The 22,740-nt window shown below is 28.9% G+C and carries 15 protein-coding genes and 1 pseudogene; 15 read left to right on the forward strand and 1 reads right to left on the reverse strand.

All coding sequences use genetic code 11. The features are described 5' to 3' along the window. The 15 genes and pseudogenes from Q0W04_RS07480 to Q0W04_RS07560 form a co-directional block, all read left to right on the forward strand. On the forward strand, positions 1-268 hold a 268-nt coding region (locus Q0W04_RS07480; protein WP_298501548.1), incomplete at its 5' end, for a hypothetical protein. Next, on the forward strand, positions 258-2,852 hold the full coding sequence (locus Q0W04_RS07485) for a glycosyltransferase family 2 protein (protein WP_298501550.1): 2,595 nt from the start codon (positions 258-260) through the stop codon (positions 2,850-2,852). The genes Q0W04_RS07480 and Q0W04_RS07485, both read left to right, overlap by 11 nt. 34 nt (positions 2,853-2,886) lie before the next feature. Next, positions 2,887-3,342: a hypothetical protein gene (locus tag Q0W04_RS07490; RefSeq protein WP_298501552.1), complete on the forward strand. Its 456-nt coding sequence runs from the start codon at positions 2,887-2,889 to the stop codon at positions 3,340-3,342. A gap of 71 nt (positions 3,343-3,413) precedes the next feature. Then, positions 3,414-5,156 (forward strand): class I SAM-dependent methyltransferase, encoded by a 1,743-nt coding sequence (locus tag Q0W04_RS07495; RefSeq protein ID WP_298501554.1) that lies wholly within the window; start codon positions 3,414-3,416, stop codon positions 5,154-5,156. A gap of 68 nt (positions 5,157-5,224) precedes the next feature. Continuing rightward, positions 5,225-6,446, forward strand: a pseudogene (gene wecB / locus Q0W04_RS10590) (UDP-N-acetylglucosamine 2-epimerase (non-hydrolyzing)); the annotation flags it as partial. A 234-nt stretch (positions 6,447-6,680) separates the two neighbouring features. Continuing rightward, positions 6,681-7,508 (forward strand): transposase, encoded by an 828-nt coding sequence (locus Q0W04_RS07515; RefSeq protein ID WP_298501560.1) that lies wholly within the window; start codon positions 6,681-6,683, stop codon positions 7,506-7,508. Positions 7,509-7,872: 364 nt separating this feature from the next. Next, complete coding sequence (locus tag Q0W04_RS07520; RefSeq protein ID WP_298501562.1) at positions 7,873-8,841, forward strand: IS5 family transposase; 969 nt, start codon at positions 7,873-7,875, stop codon at positions 8,839-8,841. A 132-nt stretch (positions 8,842-8,973) separates the two neighbouring features. Then, positions 8,974-9,741: an ABC transporter permease gene (locus Q0W04_RS07525; RefSeq protein ID WP_298501564.1), complete on the forward strand. Its 768-nt coding sequence runs from the start codon at positions 8,974-8,976 to the stop codon at positions 9,739-9,741. Between the two features lie 14 nt (positions 9,742-9,755). Further along, positions 9,756-10,838 carry an ABC transporter ATP-binding protein gene (locus tag Q0W04_RS07530; RefSeq protein ID WP_298501566.1) on the forward strand — a complete coding sequence of 361 codons (1,083 nt, stop codon included), beginning with the start codon at positions 9,756-9,758 and terminating at the stop codon, positions 10,836-10,838. A 21-nt stretch (positions 10,839-10,859) separates the two neighbouring features. Beyond that, positions 10,860-11,672 (forward strand): acetyltransferase, encoded by an 813-nt coding sequence (locus tag Q0W04_RS07535; RefSeq protein ID WP_298501568.1) that lies wholly within the window; start codon positions 10,860-10,862, stop codon positions 11,670-11,672. A gap of 8 nt (positions 11,673-11,680) precedes the next feature. Beyond that, a complete protein-coding gene (locus tag Q0W04_RS07540) occupies positions 11,681-12,484 on the forward strand; it encodes a hypothetical protein (protein WP_298501570.1) in 804 nt (267 codons plus the stop codon). Between the two features lie 23 nt (positions 12,485-12,507). Beyond that, positions 12,508-15,171 (forward strand): CDP-glycerol glycerophosphotransferase family protein, encoded by a 2,664-nt coding sequence (locus Q0W04_RS07545; protein WP_298501572.1) that lies wholly within the window; start codon positions 12,508-12,510, stop codon positions 15,169-15,171. A gap of 4 nt (positions 15,172-15,175) precedes the next feature. Beyond that, positions 15,176-16,225, forward strand: a complete 1,050-nt coding sequence (locus tag Q0W04_RS07550; RefSeq protein WP_298501574.1) for an FkbM family methyltransferase — start codon at positions 15,176-15,178, stop codon at positions 16,223-16,225. A 9-nt stretch (positions 16,226-16,234) separates the two neighbouring features. Then, positions 16,235-17,794 carry a glycosyltransferase gene (locus Q0W04_RS07555; protein WP_298501576.1) on the forward strand — a complete coding sequence of 520 codons (1,560 nt, stop codon included), beginning with the start codon at positions 16,235-16,237 and terminating at the stop codon, positions 17,792-17,794. Between the two features lie 32 nt (positions 17,795-17,826). Next, positions 17,827-18,429, forward strand: coding sequence for a class I SAM-dependent methyltransferase (locus Q0W04_RS07560; RefSeq protein ID WP_292812814.1), 603 nt, complete (start codon positions 17,827-17,829; stop codon positions 18,427-18,429). Positions 18,430-18,436: 7 nt separating this feature from the next. Here Q0W04_RS07560 and Q0W04_RS07565 read toward each other — a convergent pair whose 3' ends face one another. After that, complete coding sequence (locus Q0W04_RS07565; protein ID WP_298501578.1) at positions 18,437-22,594, reverse strand: glycosyltransferase; 4,158 nt, start codon at positions 22,592-22,594, stop codon at positions 18,437-18,439. Positions 22,595-22,740: the final 146 nt, after the last annotated feature.

Below are 22,740 nucleotides of genomic sequence, written 5' to 3' on the forward strand. Positions count from 1 at the left end.
TAATAACCAACTAAACTCCCAACTTTCCACATTAAAATCAGAAAATCAAAAACTATTATCAGAAAATGACTCAATAAAATCAAATAATAACCAACTAAACTCCCAACTTTCCACATTAAAATCAGAAAATCAAAAACTAAAAGAAATTAATCAAAAGAATACACTTCAAATTTCACGTTTAAAAGATATGAATAAATTTTTAAATAAAAATAAATTTAAAAAGAAGAAAAATACCGGAATATTTAAGAGGTTTTTAAATGGAAACTGATTCATATATATTTTCAATTGTTATGGCCACATATAACACCGAAGAATATGTTGAAGAAGCAATTAACAGTATAATTAATCAAACTTTTGAATTTGATAAAATTCAGTTTATTATTATGGATGATGGCAGTACTGATAATACTGGTGAAATTTGTAAAAAATATAGTGAAAAATATGATAATATCATTTACCATTATCAAGAAAATACTGGTCAAAGTATTGCTCGAAATAATGGTTTAAAATTAGTTAAAGGACAATATGTAAATTTTTTAGATAGTGATGATAAATTAGAACTCAATGCATTTGAAGAAGTTTATAAATTTATTCAACAACATGGTGAAGAAGTAGATGTTATAGCCATACCTAGATGGAAATTTGGAGCATCAGAAGGCCCATTACCTTCCCATTATAGATTTGATAAAACTCGAGTTATAGACATCAATAAAGAATTTGATTGCCCCCAATTTTCAATACCTGCAACATTTATAAGAACATCTGCCCTTACAGATAGATTTGAACCAAAGCTGGTTATATCTGAAGATGCCCTATTAGTTAATAAAACCATACTCCATAAAATGAAATATGGAGTTGTTAATTCTACAAGGTATTTATATCGTAAACGTTTTGAAGAAACTTCAACTGTTGATACAAAAAAAAGAACTAAAGAGTACTATATCCCCTATCTTGAAAATTACTTTATAGAGTTAATTAATCATTCAATTGATAAATTTGGATATGTTCATCGTTATATTCAATATACATTAATGTTTGATTTCCAATGGGTGCTAAATATTCGTGACCTTAATATATTAAATGAACAGGAATTTCAGGAATATCATTCACTCTTACATGAAATATTGCAATTTATTGACGATGATATCATATTATCTCAAAAATATTTAAATAACTGTTACAAATGCTTTGTTTTAAAATTAAAATATGACAGTAATAATTTTAAAATCATTGCTAGTTCAAATAATTTAAGTTTAGATTTGAACGGGAAAGTTATAGACAATATTAACTTTAGGAAAATAACTTTAAACAAAATAAATTTATTGAATAATACATTATACATATCAGGATTCTTTGAATCAAGTTTTGAAGATGTTTCTATACATGTTACTAATAATGACAAAACATTAACTGTCAAAAAAATATCCGGTGAAGATATTTATGCACTTGGAAAAAAAGTTTGTCCAAGACAGCATTTTGAAGTTGAAATTAACTTACAAGAAAACAATGAAATAAAATTTTATATTAAATATGAGAATCACCTATTTGAAAAAAACTTGAGTATAGGTTCAAAATTAAATGAAAATTTTTCTAAGAAACTTAGATTAAACTCATATGTTGCTAATTATTCCAATAATAAAATAATTATAAAATATTCAAAGGAGTTGCAACTTTTAAAAACAGATTTGGTAAATCTATTAGATGAACAAGAATTAATTAATAGAGACATTATTGAAAAAACTAAAAAATGGAATTTATTTAATGAAACTTATTATTTAAACCAGTTTGATAGTTATGATAATACTTTGGACCCTTTTTTCCATTATGTATTTCGGGGATATTTAGAAGGTAAAAATCCTAGTAAAAAATTTAACACCAATTATTATCAAAATTCAATAACCCCTTCAGAACAAAGTCATTTAAATCCATTAATTTATTTTATCAATTATGGTTTTGAGAGAAATGAAATTCAAATAAATCCTAGCGTTCCGTTATTAAAACATGTGAATAAAATTGAATTAAATGATAAAATAAATAATATTAACGAATCAGGACTTAGATTAAAAAAACGAAACGAAAAAATTATTGTTTCATTAACATCATTTCCAGATAGAATGCATGACATCCATTATAGTTTATACTCCTTACTAAAACAAACATTCAAACCAGATGAAATCATATTATGGTTATCTTATGAGCAATTCCCTAATAAAGAAAAAGACATACCTAATAAAGTATTGAACCTAAAAAAATATGGATTAAGTATTAGATGGTGTGATAATATTTATTCTTATAAAAAATTGATTCCATCTTTAAAGGAATATGAAAATGATTTTATTGTAACTGCTGATGATGATATATTTTATCCAAAAGACTGGTTGAGAAATATATATTATGGATATAAAAAACATCCAAACTGCATAATTTCATCAAGATCTAGAAGAATTTTAGTTAATAATAATGGTACATTGAAAAGTTATAATAATTGGAAGTTAATAGATAATGATATGGAACCCTCATTTTTAAATTTCCCCACAAATGGTGCGGGAAGTCTATTTCCACCAAATTCATTCGATGAAACAATACTTAAAAAAAGAGAATTTTCTAATATTTGTCCTACTGGAGATGATATATGGATTTGGGGCATGGCTGTTTTAAATAATACCAAAATTTACCCAATCCCCCAACAATTAAAAGAATTAACATATATTAATCCTGCAAGAGATTTAAATCTATTTAATGAAAAAACATTATATTCCGAAAATAAACATAAAAATGATTCACAAATAAATAAATTAATAGAAAAATATCCTTTAATTATGGAGAGAATACTCAACGAAAATAAAATTTAATGATAAAATAATTTAAGTAAAAGGAGGTATCTAAATGAACAAATATATAAAAATACTAATTTTAGTAATAATTATCTCATTAATTGCATTATGTGTTTTTAATAATATGCCTTTAAGAGAAAATGAAATTAAAGTTGGAAATACAATATTCACACTACCTGATGGTTATGCTAAAAGTAATGTGAACGAATTTGGAAATATAAATATTACAAATGGAAATAATTCATTATCCATAAGTGCAGCTAATAATAATGATATTATAAAATATATAAATGAATATAATCAATCCGCAAATGATAGAAATTATACTGCAATATTTAAAAATTTTACAGTTGGAGACGTGCCAATTTATAAATCAACTCTTTTAAATAATTCTCGTGTTAATCATTATTGGTTTGTTGACAAGGATAAAGTAATTGCTATTTCAACTTGGGATGCAGAAAACAATACTGATGATATTGTATTAAAGTTAATTGAATCAAAACATTAAATTTAAATAATGAACATGAAATCAAAAATAAGTTAAATAGTTAATAAATGATATTTTGAGGAGGAGATTGAATGGATAAACTTGTTGATAAAATTATTACTTGTGAATTCAATGAACTTGACAATATAATATTTCCAAAAAATGAACAAATTGGGTTAAAAATTAAATATAATGGAACATATTTTGAATTCTTATTAACTATAAAAGATTCTAATCGACTGTTAATTTTAGGATCAGGTGCTAGAACAAAACAAACCGAGGTTGATAAAAAAAGACCCTGGTTTAACAGATGGACTTGGAAATTTAACGAATCAACTTTGTATTATAATGACCCCACCACTTATGTTTATCCCGAACTTACAACTGGATGGGGCGTTGGTACTAAAGAACAATGGTTTCTTGAAGATATTTCAATAATTATTAAAAAAATTAGTGAAAAAATTTCTATTAACCAAAATCAAATGATTTTTATAGGAAGTTCAGCAGGAGGTTTTACATCAATATTATTATCCACATTACTTAAAGAATCTATTGGAATTGCAGAAATTCCTCAATTAAATCTTCGAGATTATGGTTATCAGCATTGGAATTTACTAAAAAAAAATATTTTCCCAGATATGACTAATGAAGAAATTTTAGATAAATATGGATATCGAGTTGATGCTATAACATTATTTAATAAAATGAATTATATTCCAAAATTATATTTAATTTTAGATTGTAGTGTAGAAAGAGATTTTGAATATAATTATGTTCCTTTTTTTAATAGATTAAACAAACTGCCTTATAATGATATGCAGAATAATATTAAGATACGTATCGATGGAAAAAATAAAGGCCATTGGGCACAAGATTATCTTTCAACTTTAAACACCTTAAAAAAAATCATTTCAATTGAAAATGATGAAATTCAACATGATAATAACTTATCGAACTTGTTGGAGGATTTACAACAAGAAAATCAAAATCTAAAATACAAATTAACTGTTATTAAAAAAAATAATATAAATCCAGAAGATACAGTTGAAATTAATGAAAAATTAAAAAATGAAATACAAGACCCTCAATCTAAAATCAGCCTCTTTGATGACAACACACAATTATTAACACAGTATTTAATTAATGAGTTTGAATTTGAAAATTTAAATTATTGTCCAATATGCAATACTATTTCTACTTTTAAAGATTTTGGCAAACCCTCAAGAAAGAATGCTCAATGCCCACATTGTAAATCTCTTGAAAGACATAGATTAAGTTATATTTTAATTAGAAGCAGATTTAATGAACTATTAAATAAACCTCAAATTAAATTATTACATTTTGCTCCAGAATTGACTTTTTATAATATATTCAGTGCTATGAATAATATAGACTATTATCCCGTAGATATTAATCCTAATCTATATGCAAACATGAACCTTAGAGATAAAGTAGATATGGAAAATATTCAATATGCTGATGAGACCTTTGATATAATTTACAATTACAATGTTTTAGCACGTGTTAATAATGATTTTACTGCTATGTCTGAACTTTATAGGATTCTTAAAAAGGACGGGGTGTGTATTGTGATTGTTCCTCTTTATAATATACCAAAAACATTAGAAAAAAAAGAATATAACACTCCTGAATTAAGATTAAAATTCTATGGTCAAAAAAATCATATGCGAAAATATGGATTAGATTTTAAAAATCGATTGGAAACAGTTGGTTTCAATGTTGAAGAAGTGCGTAAAGAAAATCTAATAAAATCAGAGGACGTTCAGGAATTTTATAAATTAGGCTGGGAAACTATTTATATTTGCACTAAATAACCTTTTTATAAATATCTAAGAAGTTTCAAATAATAATTTACAAAAATCTATTTAAACTAGGGATTAATATGAAAATAGCAACAATATTAGGAACGAGACCTGAAATTATTAAGATGGCCCCAATCATTGATGAAATTTCTCGTCGAGGTATTAATCAGATTATTTTACACACTGGCCAACATTATGATAAGGAAATGTCGGATAACTTTTTTAGAGACTTAAATATTCCAATTCCGGATTATAATATTCATGTAGGGTCTGGAACTCATGGAAAACAAACTGGTTTAATGATGAAAGGCATTGAAGAAATATTACTAGATGAAAAACCAGATATTGTTCTTGTTCAAGGAGAAACTAATGCAGTTTTAGCAGGATCCCTTGTAGCTTCTAAATTACATATTGCAATTGGACATGTTGAAGCAGGATTAAGATCATTTGACATGACAATGCCTGAAGAAATAAATCGTAGAGTAGCAGATGTTTCATCAACAATGTATTTCATTCCAACAGAGGAATCAGCAATTAATCTTTTAGCTGAAGGGTTTTCAAGAAAAAACATGTTTATAACTGGGAATACCGTGGTGGATGCTTGTTTTAGACACTTAACATTGCTCAAAAACGTGGCTTTGAAGATGAATCTCTTCGAAATTTAGGTATTGATAACATGGAAAATATCATTACTTTAACAATGCACAGAGCAGAAAATGTTGATGTGAACGAAAGAGTAATAAACATTATTGATGCATTAAAAGAATTAACTGACACGAATATTATATTCCCAATTCACCCAAGAACAAAACATACCTTAGAAAAATTCAATCTATTTGATGAATTGAACAATTTAGACCATGTTCACATTGTAAAACCCATTGGATACCTAGATTTTTTATTATTAACCTCAAATCAACACTTATTTTAACAGACTCCTGAGAACTCCAAGAAGAAGCAATCACCCTCAATATCCCAGCATTAACTTTAAGATACAATACTGAAAGGCCAGAAACAGTTACTACTGGAGGAAACATACTTGTAGGACCAGATAAAGAAGCAATTTTATATAATGCAAAAAAAATATTATCTGATAAAGAATTTGCAGATAAAATGAAAAATGCTCTAAACCCATACGGACAGGGAAATTCAGCGAAATTTACTGTTGATGCAATAGAAAAATCTTATAAAGAAGGATTATTATACATTAAATCTCCAGAAGAAGTAATAAATTCATTTAAAAGAAAAATGACCCTTATTACTGAATATATGACAGTGAATGAATTTGAAATAAAAATGCATTAATTCATGATATTCTATGGAAAAAATGTACTTCCCTAAAAAGGGGCTTTGTAGAAATCATATTTGATTTTTGCAAAAATTTTTAAAAAATCTATTTTTATTTCTATTTTTACTTAAAATCTTTTGAAATAATCTGATTATTCTGTAGTCACATTTACAGTTGAAATTTCACATCGATTAGAAAAAATAAGCAATATATAATTATATATAGTAAAATGGAGAATAAAAATCAATATGAACCTAGAAAATACCTATTCTCCAGTTAATAGTTTGTTTTCAAAGCAATTAAATCTTTCGGATTTTAGTTTTGAAAAACCAGCAGTTAAAAAAATTAAAGAAATTAATAAGAATATTAAGCCAAATAAACTATTTAAATTCATTAAATATGTATTTAAATACTCAAAAATTGTGTTAAATAAGTATTCAAGCCATTTTTCAAAGCATGACTTCACACAACCTGTATTGTTCACACTTTTAGCAGTAAAAATCTACACCAGAAGCACATACAGACAAATAACTGATTTATTAGAGTTATCTGATAAAATACAAAAATATTTGCACTTAAAAAAGGTTCCACATTACACAACACTCCAAAAATTCTTTCAAAGACTCCCAACATCAATATTACAAGAATTAAACAAGCAAATATTATTAAATCATCAAATCAATGGTGAAATAATTAATTTGGATGGAAGTGGATTCACCAACGACTACGCAGAGAAATATTACGCAATAATCAGACGAAAAGAAAGAAAAAGCTACGTAAAAAACCATATTTCAATCGATGTAGAAAGCAGATTAATACTTCATTTCGCAGCCCAAAGAGGTCCAAGATTCGATACACGATTCGCAATTGCAGCAATAAGAAATATAAAGAAATATAATCCAAAATACATCCTAGCAGACAGAGCATACGACACAGAACCCATCAGAAAATGCATAAACGAAGAAGCAAAAGCACAAGACCAAATACCACTAAAAACCAGAGCAAAAACAGGACATTATCGATTAAAAAGCAAAAACAAATTCAACAAGAAGTCTACTCAAGAAGAAACAATGTAGAATCAATATTTAGCATAATAAAAAGAATATTCAATGTAACAAACAGAAGAAGGAGTCTACAATTATCAAACAAAGAAACAAAACTCAAAAATACAATCTACAACATTTACAGATCAACCCAAATTCAATAAAAATGAGGATTTCTACAAAGCCAATTTATGTAATATAAATCGGCAATGTTGAAATCCTAAAGATTTTTTCACTTGAAATTTCACATCGACTTGATTTTTTAATGGAAAATTAGTATTTTTTAGATTTGTCTAGTATATTTAATTTATTTTATTACAATTGAAATAATACTTAGTTATTTTAAAAAATAAGATATAATAAATTATATATATTAAAATGGAGAATATTTATATATATGAACAGTAAAAACAAACATTCTCCAATCATAGTTAGGTTTTCAAAGCATAAAAACCTTTTGGATTTTGGCTTTAAAAAACAAACAAAAAAATTTTTCAAAAAATTTGAAAAAGACAGTAAAATTGAGATTAATTCAAATAACTTGATTAAATTTATTGAACATTCATATAGTTATGCTAGAATGTCTCTAAATTTATATTCAAGCAAATATTCAAAGAAACTGTACTCACAACCGGCATTATTCTCAATTATTGCATTGAAAACTTATTTAAATTTAACTTATAGGCAAATTGTTGAATTTATTAGCTTTTCAGATAGATTGAAGAAATATTTGAAGATTAAAAGGGCTCCAGATTACTCTACTCTTCAAAAATTCTTCAAAAGGATGCCAACTGACATGTTTGAACGAATAACCAAACAAATAATTGTACATTTAAAAATACAACCGGAATTAGTTGCTCTTGATGGTAGTGGATTCACAAGCGACTATGCTGACAAATATTACTCAAAAATACACAGCCATGACGTAAAAAACTTCACCAAATGCCATATTGCAGTTGATGTTGATTCAAGAATAATACTCTACTCACAAGCAGTAAAAGGACCAAGACACGATACAAAATTCGCAATAGCATCAATAAGAAGTCTAAAAAAATACAATCCACAATTCATAATAGCAGACAAAGCATACGATTCAAATGCAATAAGAACATGCATAAATGAAGAAATAAAAGCATCAGACCAAATACCATTACGATCCAACTTCAAACACGGATGGTACAGGAGATTAAGTATAAAAACATTCAAAAAAGAAATATATTCAAGAAGAAACAATGTAGAAAGTGTATTTAGTGTAATAAAACGCAAATACTCTGGAATAAATAAAAGTAAAAGTACACGATTACAAAACAAAGAAACAAGACTAAAAACATTAGTTTATAATATTGATCAATCAACAAAAATTTAAAAAAGGATTTCAACAAGGTGTATAAATCATAATTTATATATAATACATGATACATATATATTAATTGTTAAAATATTGGTTTTAAAGAAAAAAGATAAATTATTAATTTCAAAGGGGAAAATGTGATTTTTTATGAATATTAATAAAAATTATTTGTTTTTATTGGAAGAGATTATAAAAAAGAATTTTGCTTCAAAATATAAAGGTTCCGTTTTAGGCATTCTTTGGAGTGTTATTAAACCCTTATTAATAATGATTATTATGACAATTATTTTCTCAACATTATTTAAGAGGTCTATTGATAACTACCCCGTTTACATTTTATCAGGTAAATGTTTATACGATTTTTTTAATTTGGGAAGTAACAGCGGATTATATGCAATAAGATCAAATAAATTTATTTTAAAAACCACATCTGCTTCAAAAAGTGTTTTTGTTATTGGAGGCGTACTTTCAGAAGTTATAAATTTATTTATTACATTAATTATACTATTTGGTGTGATGCTTGTAACTCATGCACCATTTTATTTTGATAAAATTATTTTATCAATTATCCCCCTTATTTCATTGGCAATTATGATTTTAGGAATGGGGCTTATATTATCTATATGTAGTGTTTATTATAGCGACGTACAACACTTATGGGGTGTCGTGACACAAATGGGAATGTATGCATCAGCAATTTTTTATCCTATGGACATCATCCCAGAACCATTTCATCAATATATGATTTTAAATCCCATATTTTGGGCCATAGATCAATTTAGAAGTTTTGTAATGTTAGGAACTATTCCAAGCACAATATATATTTTAAATTTATTAATTTTCTCTTTAATTATTTTAGTTATGGGAATAATAATATTTAAAAAATATGAAAATAAAGTTACAATGAAATTATAGAATGAGGGTTTTAAATGAAAAATAATCATATAACATCAAAAAAACACACTACTAAACTAAATCCTCAACAAAAAGAGTTGGTTAAAAAAAAATTAATGGACAAATATGATATTACAGAGGAAGAAGCTGAAAATGTTTTATTAAAATTAGAAAAAAAACAGGACAATGAAAAATCTAATAAAACTCTTAGAAAATCCAACAATAAAATTATTAAAAAAACACCTGAAACATTAAAAAACACTACAAAAGAAAATCCTCAACAAGACAAAAGCCCTAAAAATGTTGATTCAATTATGGCAGAATTAATACCTGATTATAATCAACAAGTTTCAATTGAATTAAAAAATGTGGATTTAACTTTTGAAGTAGATAATGAAAAAGTAGATACTATAAAAGAAACTTTTATCCGAACAATTAAAAGAGATAACATTAAAACATTCAAAATACATGCATTAAATAATATTTCATTTAAGATTTATAAAGGAGAAAAAGTTGGCATAATAGGATATAATGGAGCAGGCAAATCAACATTATTAAATGTTATTACGGGAATTTACCCTCCAGACAAAGGTAGCGTTAAAACAAATGGCAGAATATCTCCTTTACTCACATTAGGTGCGGGTTTTGATCATAATTACTCTGGTCGAAAGAATATTATTTTAAATGGTGCAGTTTTGGGATACAGTAAAGAATTTTTAGAAACAAAAATTGATGAAATTATTGAATTTTCAGAGCTTGGGGATTTTATTGACATCCCTATTAAAAATTATTCTTCAGGTATGCTAGCTAAACTAGGTTTTTCAATTGCTACTGCGGTCAATCCAGATATTTTAATTATTGATGAAATTTTAGGAGTAGGGGATGTTAATTTCTCTAAAAAAAGTAGAGATAAAATTAAATCATTAATGGGAGGGGGAACTACAGTTTTATTTGTTTCACACTCCATACCTCAAGTTAGAGAATTATGTGACAAAGCTATTTGGATTGATAATGGCTGTGTAAGAGAAATCGGAGAAGTAAATGTTGTATGCGACCATTATTTAAAAGATGCTGAAAATGCAAGTAATGCTCAATTAGCTAATATTCAGTTTAGATAAAAAAAGGATAACGGAGATATAATGGAAACTGTTAAATCACCAAAAGATGTTGAAAACTTAGAAAAAAATAGAGTTACAGGTAATCTTGAGATGAACAAATCTCAAATAACTTTTAAGGGACATAATAATGTTTTATATTGTGAAGGAAATGTTAAATTAGACAATGCAAAGTTTACTTTCAATGGAAATAATTCAATAGTTTATTTATCTTCTGCAATGAACTCCAAATATTCATTTAATTTAGTTATTTACAATGATTCTACATTTTTTATTGGAAGAGAAGGAAATATGTCTTCCCCAATTAACATTAACATTCAAGAAAATCAGAACGTTATTATTGGTGCTGAAGTTACAATTTCTAGTGGAGTAAATATTAGAACTGCAGATATTTATCCAATTTATGATAACCAAACAAAACAACGTATAAATTTCGCTAAAAGTGTGTTTATTGGAGACCATGTTTGGATCGGACACTTAGCTTATATTTCAAGAGGTGCTCAAATAGGTTCAGGTGCAATACTTGAAAATAATTCTTTTGTTCCCCATAATGCAAGAATTCCTTCTAACTCAATTGCTTTTGGAAATCCCGTTCGTATTGAAAGAAAAAATGTATTTTATACTAACGATTTTTTAGCATATAATCGAGCAGAATCATCTCTAGAAACAAAAGATTACAAAAGTGACGTTTTCATATATAAATTTATAAATCAAGAAACATTAGATATGAATAAAATTGACAAAATTCTAAAAAGTTTAGATTCAACTTCAAGATTAGAATTTATTCAAAAATTATTTGTTAGAAATAAACGTACCCATCGTTTTACAATCAAATAGGTGTTACTGTGAAAATAACAAATGGAGATGAACTTTTAAATCTAGAAAATAATGAATTTATTGGTGAAGTTCCTAAACTAACAAACTCCCAAATTAACATTAATGGAAAAAATAATACTTTAGTTTGTGAAGAAAATGTAGTCTTATGGAACTCAAGAATAGATTTTAATGGAGACAATTCAGTATTATACTTATCAAGCAATAATTTTGATTATGCATTAAACATTTCAATTAATGGAAACAATGCATGTTTTATCGGTAAAAACAATTACTTTAACGGAATGTCCTCAATCATATTATCAGAATCACAAAATGTCATTATCGGAGAAGATTGCATATTTTCATACAACATATCAATCAGAGTGGCGGATGCCCATCTAATCTATCACACAAAAACTAAAGAAAGATTAAACTATTCCAAAAGCATTTTCATCGGAGACCATGTATGGCTAGGTCAAGGCTCAATGATATTAAAGGGAACCCATATCGGATCAGGTTCCATTATTGGTGCAAACTCGGTCTTATCAAATAAACATGTTCCATCAAACACCACTTTTGCTGGTTCTCCGGCAAGATTGACTAAAGAGGATACATTTTGGCTCGGTTATTCCGTTCACCCCTGGAGCGAACTAACTACAATCAAATATTCCCAATATGATTCGGAAAATTTTGTTTACGAAATAGATGATAATACACTTGATTTTGAAGATATTGATTCAGATATAAATAAATTTGCAAAACCGGATGAAATTGTAAAATATTTTGAATCCACTTTTTTAGAAGCTGGAAAAAATAGATTCAGTTTAAAATAAATCGTTGAGGAGTTTAAATTTCAATGATTAAAAAACCATTTTCTGTTGTAATAGCCTGTTACAATTGTGAGAAATATCTGGAAGAGACAATTACATCATTATTAAATCAAACTATTCCATTTAAAGAAAATATCCAAGTTATTTTAGTTAATGACGGTTCAACAGACAATACGGAAGAAATCTGTAAAAAATATCTCAGCCAATACCCTGAAAATATAATTTATACTTATCAAGAAAATCAAGGCCAGGCTGTTGCCCGTAACAGTGGCCTAAAGCATGCAACCGGAGATTACATTAATTTTTTAGACAGCGATGATAAATTTTCTTCAAATACTTTTGAAGAGGTTTTAAATTTCTTTAAAAATAACCCTGAAGTTAATTTTGCATCAGTTCCAATGTTTTTCTTTGATGGTGAAGACGGCGAGCACCCCCTAAACTACAAATATGAAACAACAAAAGTTGTCGATTTAAATAATGATTGGGACTTTCCGCAACTTCACGCAAATTCCAGTTTTTTTAAAAGAGATTTATTTCCGAAATATGAATTTGCAACTAACATCATCTCATCCGAGGATGCTTTAATGATTAATCAGATTCTAATCGACAATCCAAGTTATGGTGTTGTGAAAAATGCCAAATATTGGTACAGACGAAGGAAAAACAACTCATCAACATTGAATTCAGTTTATCTGAAAAAGGAATTCTACCATAACAGACTCAAAAACTATTTTAAAGAACTGATTAAGCTTTCAAAGGATAAATACAATAAAGTACCTGAATTCATCCAATATCTGATTGTCTATGATCTTCAGTGGATGTTTAGAATCAATGATGTCAGTGAAATTTTGGAAATTGATGAAATCGAACAAGTTTATGTAGATATCAAAGACATATTATCTCATTTAAATGACAACATCATATTATCTTTAAGAGACGATAAATTAAACTTACGAAATCACATGCTGGCCATCAAATACTCAAACGTTAATGTTGATTTAAACAAAGTTGTAACATGTCAGAATATCCATTCTGTATACAATGATGAAATAGCTTATATGTATTCAAGTGATAAACTAATAGATCAACTTGACATTCACAAAATCTGGCTGGACATCATCGAAATCAGAAAGAACACATTATATATCTCAGGATATCTGATGTCATTTTTTAAAGACGAAGACATTCAAATTGAAGTTGTCAAAACCACTCCTTCCAAAAAAGAGACATTTATTGCAAAAAGAGTTTATTATCAAAACACAGCAAAAACTTTCCTGAACTGTTCGATTGAAGACAGATACAACTTTGATGTGGAAATTCCCATTGAGGAAGATTCAACATTTGAGATAATTACCAGATTTATTGGTGAAAACTGCGATGAAAACTCAACTTGGAATCTGACCAACGATTTTTCATACTATGCAAGGCTTTCAACATTGAGCAATTACAGCATTTCAGGCAATTATTTTTTGAAGTTCAGGGAAAATAAATTCCACATCTCCAAATACTCATATTTAAAAATGATTAAAAATGAAATTCCAATACTTTTGCGAATTTTAAAAAGAAGAGAAGAATATTATAACTCAGCATTACTCATAAGAATTTTATATGTCCTATTATATCCATTTTACAGAAATAAAAGAATCTGGCTTTTTATGGACAAGATTGAATCTGCAGATGACAATGCAGAGCATTTGTACAAATATTCAATAAACAAATCAGATGGAATTAAAAAATATTTCACGGTTGACAAGAAATCAGGTGACTTTAAAAGGCTCAGTAACTTAAAGAACCTTTTAGAATTTGATTCTGTAAAGCAAAGATTGATTTATTTGTTTGCGGAAAAAATCATCTCATCACATCCTGATGATGAAATCCTAAACCCTTTCATCAACAAAAATGAAGGACAATATGCTGGTTTAATTTCTTCTGATAAAATATTTCTGCAGCATGGAGTTACCAAAGACAATGTATCATCATGGCTTCACAAATACGAAAAGAACTTGAAGTTAATCGCTGCAGTTTCAGATGATGAAGCAAAATCCTTTTTAGATGACGGATATAATTATAAAAAGGAAATAATACAGGTTTTAGGTTTTCCACGTTTTGACAATTTAGAAAAAACACAAACTGAAAAACAAATCCTAATAATGCCTTCATGGAGAAAAAAATTGCTTTATGCCCCTCCCCAATACATCATGGATTCAGAGTATTTCAAAGCGATAAACTCCCTTATAAACAACAAGGATTTAATAGAAATGGCAAAGAAATATGGCTACAAAATAATCTTTAAGCCCCATCCTAGAGTTTATGACTACATTGAATTGTTTGACACAAACGAGTACGTAAAAATAGATGAAAACAGCACATATCAGGAGCTGTTTAAATCTTCAGATTTGATGATAACAGATTATTCATCGGTTGCATTCGATTTTGCATATATGGAAAAACCATTAATTTATTACCAATATGCCAACGATTACAATTTCGATGAAGGATATTTCAAATACAAAACAATGGGATTTGGCGAAGTTACCTCCACACAGGACGAATTAATCGCAATAGTTGAGGAATATCTCAAAAACGACTGCCAGATGAAAGATGAATATAAATCCAGAGTAGATAATTTTTATAAATATAAAGACAAAAATAATTGTAAAAGAGTCTATGATGCTATTTTAAAATTGTGATAATATGAGTTTTCAACAAAAAATCCTATCAAAAAGTAATTCTTACAACTATTACAAGGAAAAAAACGAAGTATTGGTTAAGGAAATTGAAGAGCTTAAAAAGGAAATCAAAGAGCTTAAAGAAGAAAAAGAAATCACATTAAAAGACGAATTTTTAAGACAATACGGAATCAATGCAGGATTTTGCAATTGGAATTACATAAATTATTATTTCAGTGAGGACTTTGAAGACAAACTCAAGGAAGTCACAAAGCATTTGGATAAAAAATCAAAAAATACATTCAAATGGCTTCTGCTTAGGGCTTTGGCAGTAAATGTAATAAAAATGAAATCAATTCATTTTACCCATGAATTAAAAGAACAGCAAGAATTTATAGATTTCAGACTCAAATACTCAGCCCCAAATGAAATTGCAGGATACAAATACCTCGGACGCTACAATGTACATGCATTCATGGACTCCACATTCACCGATGAGGATAAGGAATTCATAAAAAACAAGGACATTATCGATGCAGGAGCATATACAGGAGACACTTCAATTCCAATAGCCAAATTTACAAACAAGAATATTTATGCATTCGAGCCATTTGAAGAATCAGTTGAAATTTTAAAAAAGAACATACAATCAAATAATATTAAAAATATCATTCCAGTGCAGAAATCCCTGGGAAACAAAAACGGTGAGATGACACTATACCTTTCAGGAGATAACGTTCAGGGAATAACCAGCAACCCCCATGCAAGAGACTATGATACTGAGCTAAAGGTCGAAGAAACTACTCTAGATACATTCGTTAAGGAAAATAACTTAGATGTTGGTTACATCACAGTTGACGTTGAAGGAGCTGAACTGGAACTGCTCGAAGGCGCCATAGAAACCATTAAGAGTCAAAAACCTATTTTAACAATCAGTATTTATCATAAAGTTACAGACTTTTTTGAAATCATTCCATGGATTGCAGATTTGGATTTAGGATATGAATTTGAAGTGGTTAAAGAAAATCCTTGGCCGTTTTTATCAGATACGGTAGTCAAATGCAGAGCGAAGTAGTGTGATAATATGCCAAAAGTATCCGTAGTAATGCCAGTGTATAATGCTTCAAGATTTCTTAATGATTCAGTCAATTCCATTTTAAACCAGACATTGGATGATTTGGAACTGATTTGTGTGGATGACGGCTCAACTGACAATTCTTTGGCAATTTTAAATAGCTTTGATGACTCAAGGATTAAGGTTTATAGCCTCGAACACCAAGGAGGCGGAAATGCCAGAAACTATGGTTTAAGTAAAATCACAGGTCAATACCTATTCTGCATGGATGCTGATGATCTTCTAAACATAAATGCACTTGAAGAATTTTATAGAATCTCTGAAGAGAAAAATCTTGATTTTCTGGTTTTTAAGGCAATCAACTACGGTGTTGAAAAGGATCATTACTTTGAAACAGAATACCAGAACATGACAAATATCTACAATAAAGTCAAAGACAATGTTTTTTCATACAAAGACTTGGGAGATTTGCTGTTTGACTTTAATGTAAGCCCATGGTGTAAATTCTACAACACAGAATTTATCAAAAGTACAGGTGCCAAATTCAGAGAAAATTCAAAGTTCCATGACAATCAATTCTTCTGGGATATTATCTTTAAAGCAGAAAGGATTTACTTCATAAATGAGTTTTTATACACTCGAAAACGGTATGATCAATCTCTGACAGCATCTGGAGACATTGGCCACATTGACATTATTGGAGTTGTAAACGACATAGTTAAACTCTTTGAAAAACATAATCAACTTGACAGATATAAACACATGCTGTATAACTTAAAGATTACTTGGATAACAGACAGATACAACCAGGTTCAAGAAAAGCATAAACGAGAATTTTTCAATAAGATGAAAAATGATTACCTTTCCTTGAAACTAAAGGAATTCCCAAATATTTTAGATGAAGATAAGAGGTTTATTTATGATTGTGTCATTATATCAAAAAGTTATAATGATTTTGATTTAATAAAGCAATATTTCTCAAACAATGAAAATAAATTGGCCAAATTAACTGAAGATGCCGCAAAAAATAAGAAAACCATTAGTGAATTAAACAACAAACTTCAGGAGAAAGAAAAGACAATAAAAGAGTTAAATGATAATGTTAAAAATAAAGAGGAAATCATTAATGATTTTAAAAAGACCATTATACCAAATAATGAAAAAACCATAGCTGAACTGAACAATAAACTCCAAGACCGAGAAAAAACAGTCAACGAATTAAACAATGATCTCAAAGACAAAGAAAGCACAATAACCGACCTAAACAAAAAAATTAATGAAAACAACACCAAAATCCAAAATCAAGAACAAACCATAACTGACTTAAACATCAAAACCAAAAACAACCAACAAACAATGGAAAAGCTGACTGGCATCATCAAAAATAAATATGAGATTATCGATGAATTAAATAACAATATTGATAATAAAAACGAATTAATCAAAAACAATACTGTTGAAATATCCAAATTAGAAAACAAAAACAGGAATTTAATCAATGAAAATAATTACTTGAAAAATGAACTGGACAATAGGTTTTCTTTTAAAAAGTTATTCAAAAAGAAATAACCATTACAGAATTAAAATAAAAGAGTGATAAAATGCATCAAAGCTCATACAGAAAAATGAGATACTTTAAAGAGAATTACTTAAATCCAAACGATGAATTGAAAATACTGGACATAGGTTCCTTTGACAGAAACGGCGATTACAATTATGGACTCATTTTAAATGAAAAGAAATGGACTTATCAGGGCCTTGATTTAAAAAAAGGAAACAATGTTCATATTGTTGTTGAAAATGCGTATGACTGGAAAGAGATTGATGATGAAACCTATGATGTTGTCGTTTCTGGCCAGGCATTTGAGCACATTGAATACTTCTGGCTTACATTAGAACAGATTAAAAGAATATTAAAGCCAGGTGGACTGTTCTGTCTAATCGTTCCAAGTACAGGTCCTGTTCACAAAAATCCATATGATTGCTACCGTTTTAACCAGGACGGAATGAAAGCAATGGCAAAATATATCAATTTCACAATCCTTGAAACAGGACATAATACCGATAAGATTTCTGATCCATGGTATGATTGTCATCTGATTGCTAAAAAACCTGAAAAAGGAACTGTTGAAGATCTGGACTATAAAATGGACAAGCTTGAAGACAAACTTGATTTAATCATGAAAAAATTGGATTTATCCTAATCTGTCTTTAATGCTCTAAAATCCATTCATATACTCTTTTACAGTTGTTTTGGTCTGTGTATGTGAAGAAATCGTCCACTCTTTTCTTATATTCATCTTCCATCTCACAGCCATTTTCAATATATTCTTCAAGTTTTTCCAAAACTTCATCAGTGGTTCCCAATTCTTTTCCGAATGCCATTGTTTCATAGTCAAAATAGCTTCCTTCATAGTGATAATGGTCATTTTCAGGATGGAAATAAATGACCGGTTTTTTAAGGTATGCGAAATCGAAAAATACTGATGAAAAGTCAGTTACCAATACTGAAGAGTTGTTTAGCAGTTCCTGATAGGATTCATCTCTTGACAAATAGATTTCATCCGGAATGTCAAACAGATCAATGAATTTTTCATCCGTATTGGCAATGTTTTTAAACAGTTCAGGATGAGGTCTGAATACAATCTTATAACCTTTATTGACCATGTCCAACAATTTCGGACTGTATAAGAATGAACTTAAGTTTTCATAGTATGGCGAATTTAGGAAAATGTGCCTGTTTCCAGTAATTGTTTTTCTCCAGGTCGGAATAATCAGTATCTGCTTGTTGTCATTTTTCTTTAAATTGTCGAACCTTGGGAATCCTAAATTCTGAACGATTTGCGGATCAAAACCGTAACCTTCCTCATAAAATGATTCCGATTCTGCTTCACAGACTGTAACGATTAATGACAAGTTTTTATCATATTTTCTCATCCAATCTGAAATGTTATCCTTGGTTACACCGTGCTGCAGCCAGTAAATCTTATAATCAAGCAAACCGGAAATCAGTTTTCTCTCATCATTGTCCCCGTCAAAAAATGGATTTATCTGAGTATCATAGGGGTGAGTTGTGATAATCTTATCTGCTTTCAATATCAGTGATTTGTGTTCAAATGAACCTGCTTCAATGACATTGCCTATTTTTGAGAGTTCCTCAAATTGCTTTGCATCATGTGACACTACAAAATACTTTTTAACATTATCCTTGATTTTAGCGGCGTATTTGAACAGATGATATGCATTGTCATCTGCTGAATCAATACGGTCCTGGAAGAGATAGATTTCTTTATTTCTGGAGAACAATCTTCTTTTAGACAAATCTTTCAGGTAATTTGTTCTAAGTTCAATGATTTCATTGTAGATTTCCAAATCCTTACCTTTTTTGTTTTCACTTTCCCTGACAAGTTTTTCAATGTTTTTCTCTTCAAAACTTATTAAATCCTTTTTAGTGTTTGGCTGAATGAAAAAGTCATTGTGTTCAGTGTAGAGAATATAAGATTCGTCAGCCTTGTAGTTACTTAATTTTGACATTTTTACATGGTCGGTGAATGCAAGACCCGGATTAACTGATATGACATTGCCATGGGCAAAGTTCTCATTGTCCCCGTCCTTGTGGTAATTGATTTGCAGTTTGATTTTGCATTTTTCATGTTCATTTAAAGGAATCTTCAAATCAAAAGTGTTTTTAAACTGGAACGGTACAGACAGATAGGTCATGTGTGGTCTGCTGGTATATCTGACAGGTTTTGCACGGAACTTGTCAAAAGCCACAGTATCATAATACTTAACCCCTTCAATGGAAATGTTTTTAACATCAAAGAAACTGTTTAAAAATCCTGAAAGGTTTAAAAATCCATCGCGAAGTTCTACAATGTCCAGCCATATGTTGTGGCTTGCAAGATTTCCGCATCTGTGGTCTCCAATTTCAAGAAGCACATTATTGTCACGATATTCGGCATGCAAGTCATTTCTTTTAAGAGACAAAAAGAACCTCATTGTAAATTCATTTCTGATGAACCTGTTGTTTAAAATCATCTCCTCATCAATGTAGTCAATGACCTGCCATAAACAATGCCAGAACTCCTTTCTCTCCTGATTGTTTAAAATAGTCAAATCTTCTTTTAATACCCACTGCAAATCATATGCTAAAGTGTATTTTAAAAAGTCAGGAATTTCTCCATCCTTTGATAGAGCATAATTAAATAAATGCAAGTAGTAATCCCTGAGTTTATCTGTAAAGAATTCCTTTTTAGTAGTGACGATGTCCAATGTTGAGGATTCATCAAACCTTTTACGGTAGAAGTATTTAGATGTATCGATGACTCCCAATGTCTTCTTTTCCATTAAAATTTTGTTAATTACAATAACGTCTTCGGATGAAACCACATTTGTTGCAAACTTGAACCTTGCAAAGACATCTGTCTTGAAGAATGCTGAGTTTGAATGCAACTGAGGATTGTTAGGGTCTTTTGTCAAATCAATGATTCTAGATGAAGAATATTTGTTGTTGAGCATATGGTCTCCGGATTCCTTTTCAAAAAAGATAATCGGCATGGAAACAATATCAGTTTCATCATAATGCTTTTCAAAGAATTCATATGCCTCTTTAAGAGCATTTTCTTCCAGGTAATCATCGGAATCCAAAAAGTTGGTGTATTTTGCACGCACCATCTCAAAACCGTTGTTTCTGGCATGAGCCTGACCGGCATTTTCCTGAGTGATAACAGTTATATTGTCAGGATATTCTTCCTGATATCTTAAACAGATTTCCTCTGAGGAATCCTCACTTCCGTCATTGACTAAAATCAGCTGAATATTATCCTTAAAACCTAATGTCTGATTGATTACAGAACCAATTGACTGGTCCAGATAATCCTCGGTATTATATATTGCCATGACAACCGCAAATTTGAAATCATGGGTGTTTTTGCAAACAATTTGTGAATCCTCAAAATCCCATTTTTTCAATCCGTCTTTTAAAACAGGTATTTCACTTTTCAATTCTATTTTAGGATTGAACACAATCAAATCTTCATCCCTATAATTAGTTATATCTCCATTTTTATGATAGACCACCTTAAAGCTGATTTTAGAGATATTCTTATTGAAAGGGATGTCTAAAGTAAAATACTTTAACTTCTGATAAATTGAAGAATGTTTAAGTTCACGAAATGACGGATCTGGAATGAATTGTGCCAAATTCCTTTCACTTTTTCCATTGAAAAATTCAGTAATGGACTCGATGGAAAATACCTCATCATCCAAATAGTTATTTAAAAATCCCTTGATTTTTAGAGTTCCATCAATAAAATCAAATTTTCTAAAAATCAGTTCAGGGGCATACAGATTATCTATATCCACACCATTGTGCATTACTACTGAGTTGAAATTATCAAAATCAACTTCCAAATCATCATATGCCAAATTGTAGAAGAAATATCTTAAAGAATCATCCATATTGGCATTTTTAATGACTTCAGGTTCAATGTATGACATTATTCCTTTTAAAAGTGAAATCAACTCTTCCTTTTCAGCTTCACTGTCACACATGAAATAGTCTTCCTGAGTGATGATTTTTTCCAAATCATAAATTAACAAATATTGGATGAATTTTGGAACTTCAGAATCATTTTTTGAAATTTCTATTAATTTTAAATGGAAATTCCTTAATCTGTGCATATAATATTCTTTTTTAAATTGAATGGAATCTGAAATGGCAGACAAATTATATCTTTTTCTATAATAATATGTTGGAGCAGATAAAACACCCAATTGAGGATTTTTAACTAAAATTGAGTATAAAAATAAGATATCTTCTGAGCAGATTAATTCAGTGTTAAACTCATTAGGGCTGGCATCAGCTTTGATAAATACTGAAGATATGGAAAATTGAGGGTTGTTCGGATTTGAAATCAAATCAATAATCTGTGTTTTTTCAAATTTATAATTGAACTGGTCGGGTTTGTTTTGCCTTTCAAAATAGTTGATTGGAATGGCTGCAACTTCACAGTCATTTTGACTGAAAAAGGCATTAACTTCTACTAATGTGTTTTCAGAAATATAATCATCAGCATCTAAAAAGTTAATATAATCTCCGCAAGCATGCTTTAAACCAAGATTTCTGGCGCATGCAACACCAGAATGCTCCTGTGACAATACACTTATATTTTCAGGATATTCTTTTTGATATTTTAATGCTATTTCCTTTGATGAATCCGTACTTTCATCATCCACCAAAATCAATTGGACATTATCCTTAAAATCAAAACACTGATTAATAACAGAGTCAATAGCTTGATTCAAGTAATTTTCACAGTCATAAATTGCCATTATTATTGAAAATTTAAAACCCTTTTCAGATACCATGCATTAATGCTCCATAAATTCATTTTATATAATTTATTTAAATTGAATAATATTTATATGTTTAACTTGAATCTTTCAAAAACTTACACGATTTTTACAAATCCGACACTACGGAATTTTATTTTAATTATATATCGTGCAGTTTT

This window comes from uncultured Methanobrevibacter sp., assembly GCF_947170395.1.
Classification (GTDB): Archaea; Methanobacteriota; Methanobacteria; order Methanobacteriales; family Methanobacteriaceae; genus Methanocatella.

Excerpts from the sequence above, each read along its gene's own strand:
- Q0W04_RS07485 (WP_298501550.1), top strand. The coding sequence starts at position 258 with ATGGAAACTGATTCATATATATTTTCAATTGTTATGGCCACATATAAC.
- Q0W04_RS07490 (WP_298501552.1), top strand. The coding sequence starts at position 2,887 with ATGAACAAATATATAAAAATACTAATTTTAGTAATAATTATCTCATTA.
- Q0W04_RS07495 (WP_298501554.1), top strand. The coding sequence starts at position 3,414 with ATGGATAAACTTGTTGATAAAATTATTACTTGTGAATTCAATGAACTT.
- Q0W04_RS07515 (WP_298501560.1), top strand. The coding sequence starts at position 6,681 with ATGAACCTAGAAAATACCTATTCTCCAGTTAATAGTTTGTTTTCAAAG.
- Q0W04_RS07520 (WP_298501562.1), top strand. The coding sequence starts at position 7,873 with ATGAACAGTAAAAACAAACATTCTCCAATCATAGTTAGGTTTTCAAAG.
- Q0W04_RS07525 (WP_298501564.1), top strand. The coding sequence starts at position 8,974 with ATGAATATTAATAAAAATTATTTGTTTTTATTGGAAGAGATTATAAAA.
- Q0W04_RS07530 (WP_298501566.1), top strand. The coding sequence starts at position 9,756 with ATGAAAAATAATCATATAACATCAAAAAAACACACTACTAAACTAAAT.
- Q0W04_RS07535 (WP_298501568.1), top strand. The coding sequence starts at position 10,860 with ATGGAAACTGTTAAATCACCAAAAGATGTTGAAAACTTAGAAAAAAAT.
- Q0W04_RS07545 (WP_298501572.1), top strand. The coding sequence starts at position 12,508 with ATGATTAAAAAACCATTTTCTGTTGTAATAGCCTGTTACAATTGTGAG.
- Q0W04_RS07550 (WP_298501574.1), top strand. The coding sequence starts at position 15,176 with ATGAGTTTTCAACAAAAAATCCTATCAAAAAGTAATTCTTACAACTAT.
- Q0W04_RS07555 (WP_298501576.1), top strand. The coding sequence starts at position 16,235 with ATGCCAAAAGTATCCGTAGTAATGCCAGTGTATAATGCTTCAAGATTT.
- Q0W04_RS07560 (WP_292812814.1), top strand. The coding sequence starts at position 17,827 with ATGCATCAAAGCTCATACAGAAAAATGAGATACTTTAAAGAGAATTAC.
- Q0W04_RS07565 (WP_298501578.1), bottom strand. The coding sequence starts at position 22,594 with ATGGTATCTGAAAAGGGTTTTAAATTTTCAATAATAATGGCAATTTAT.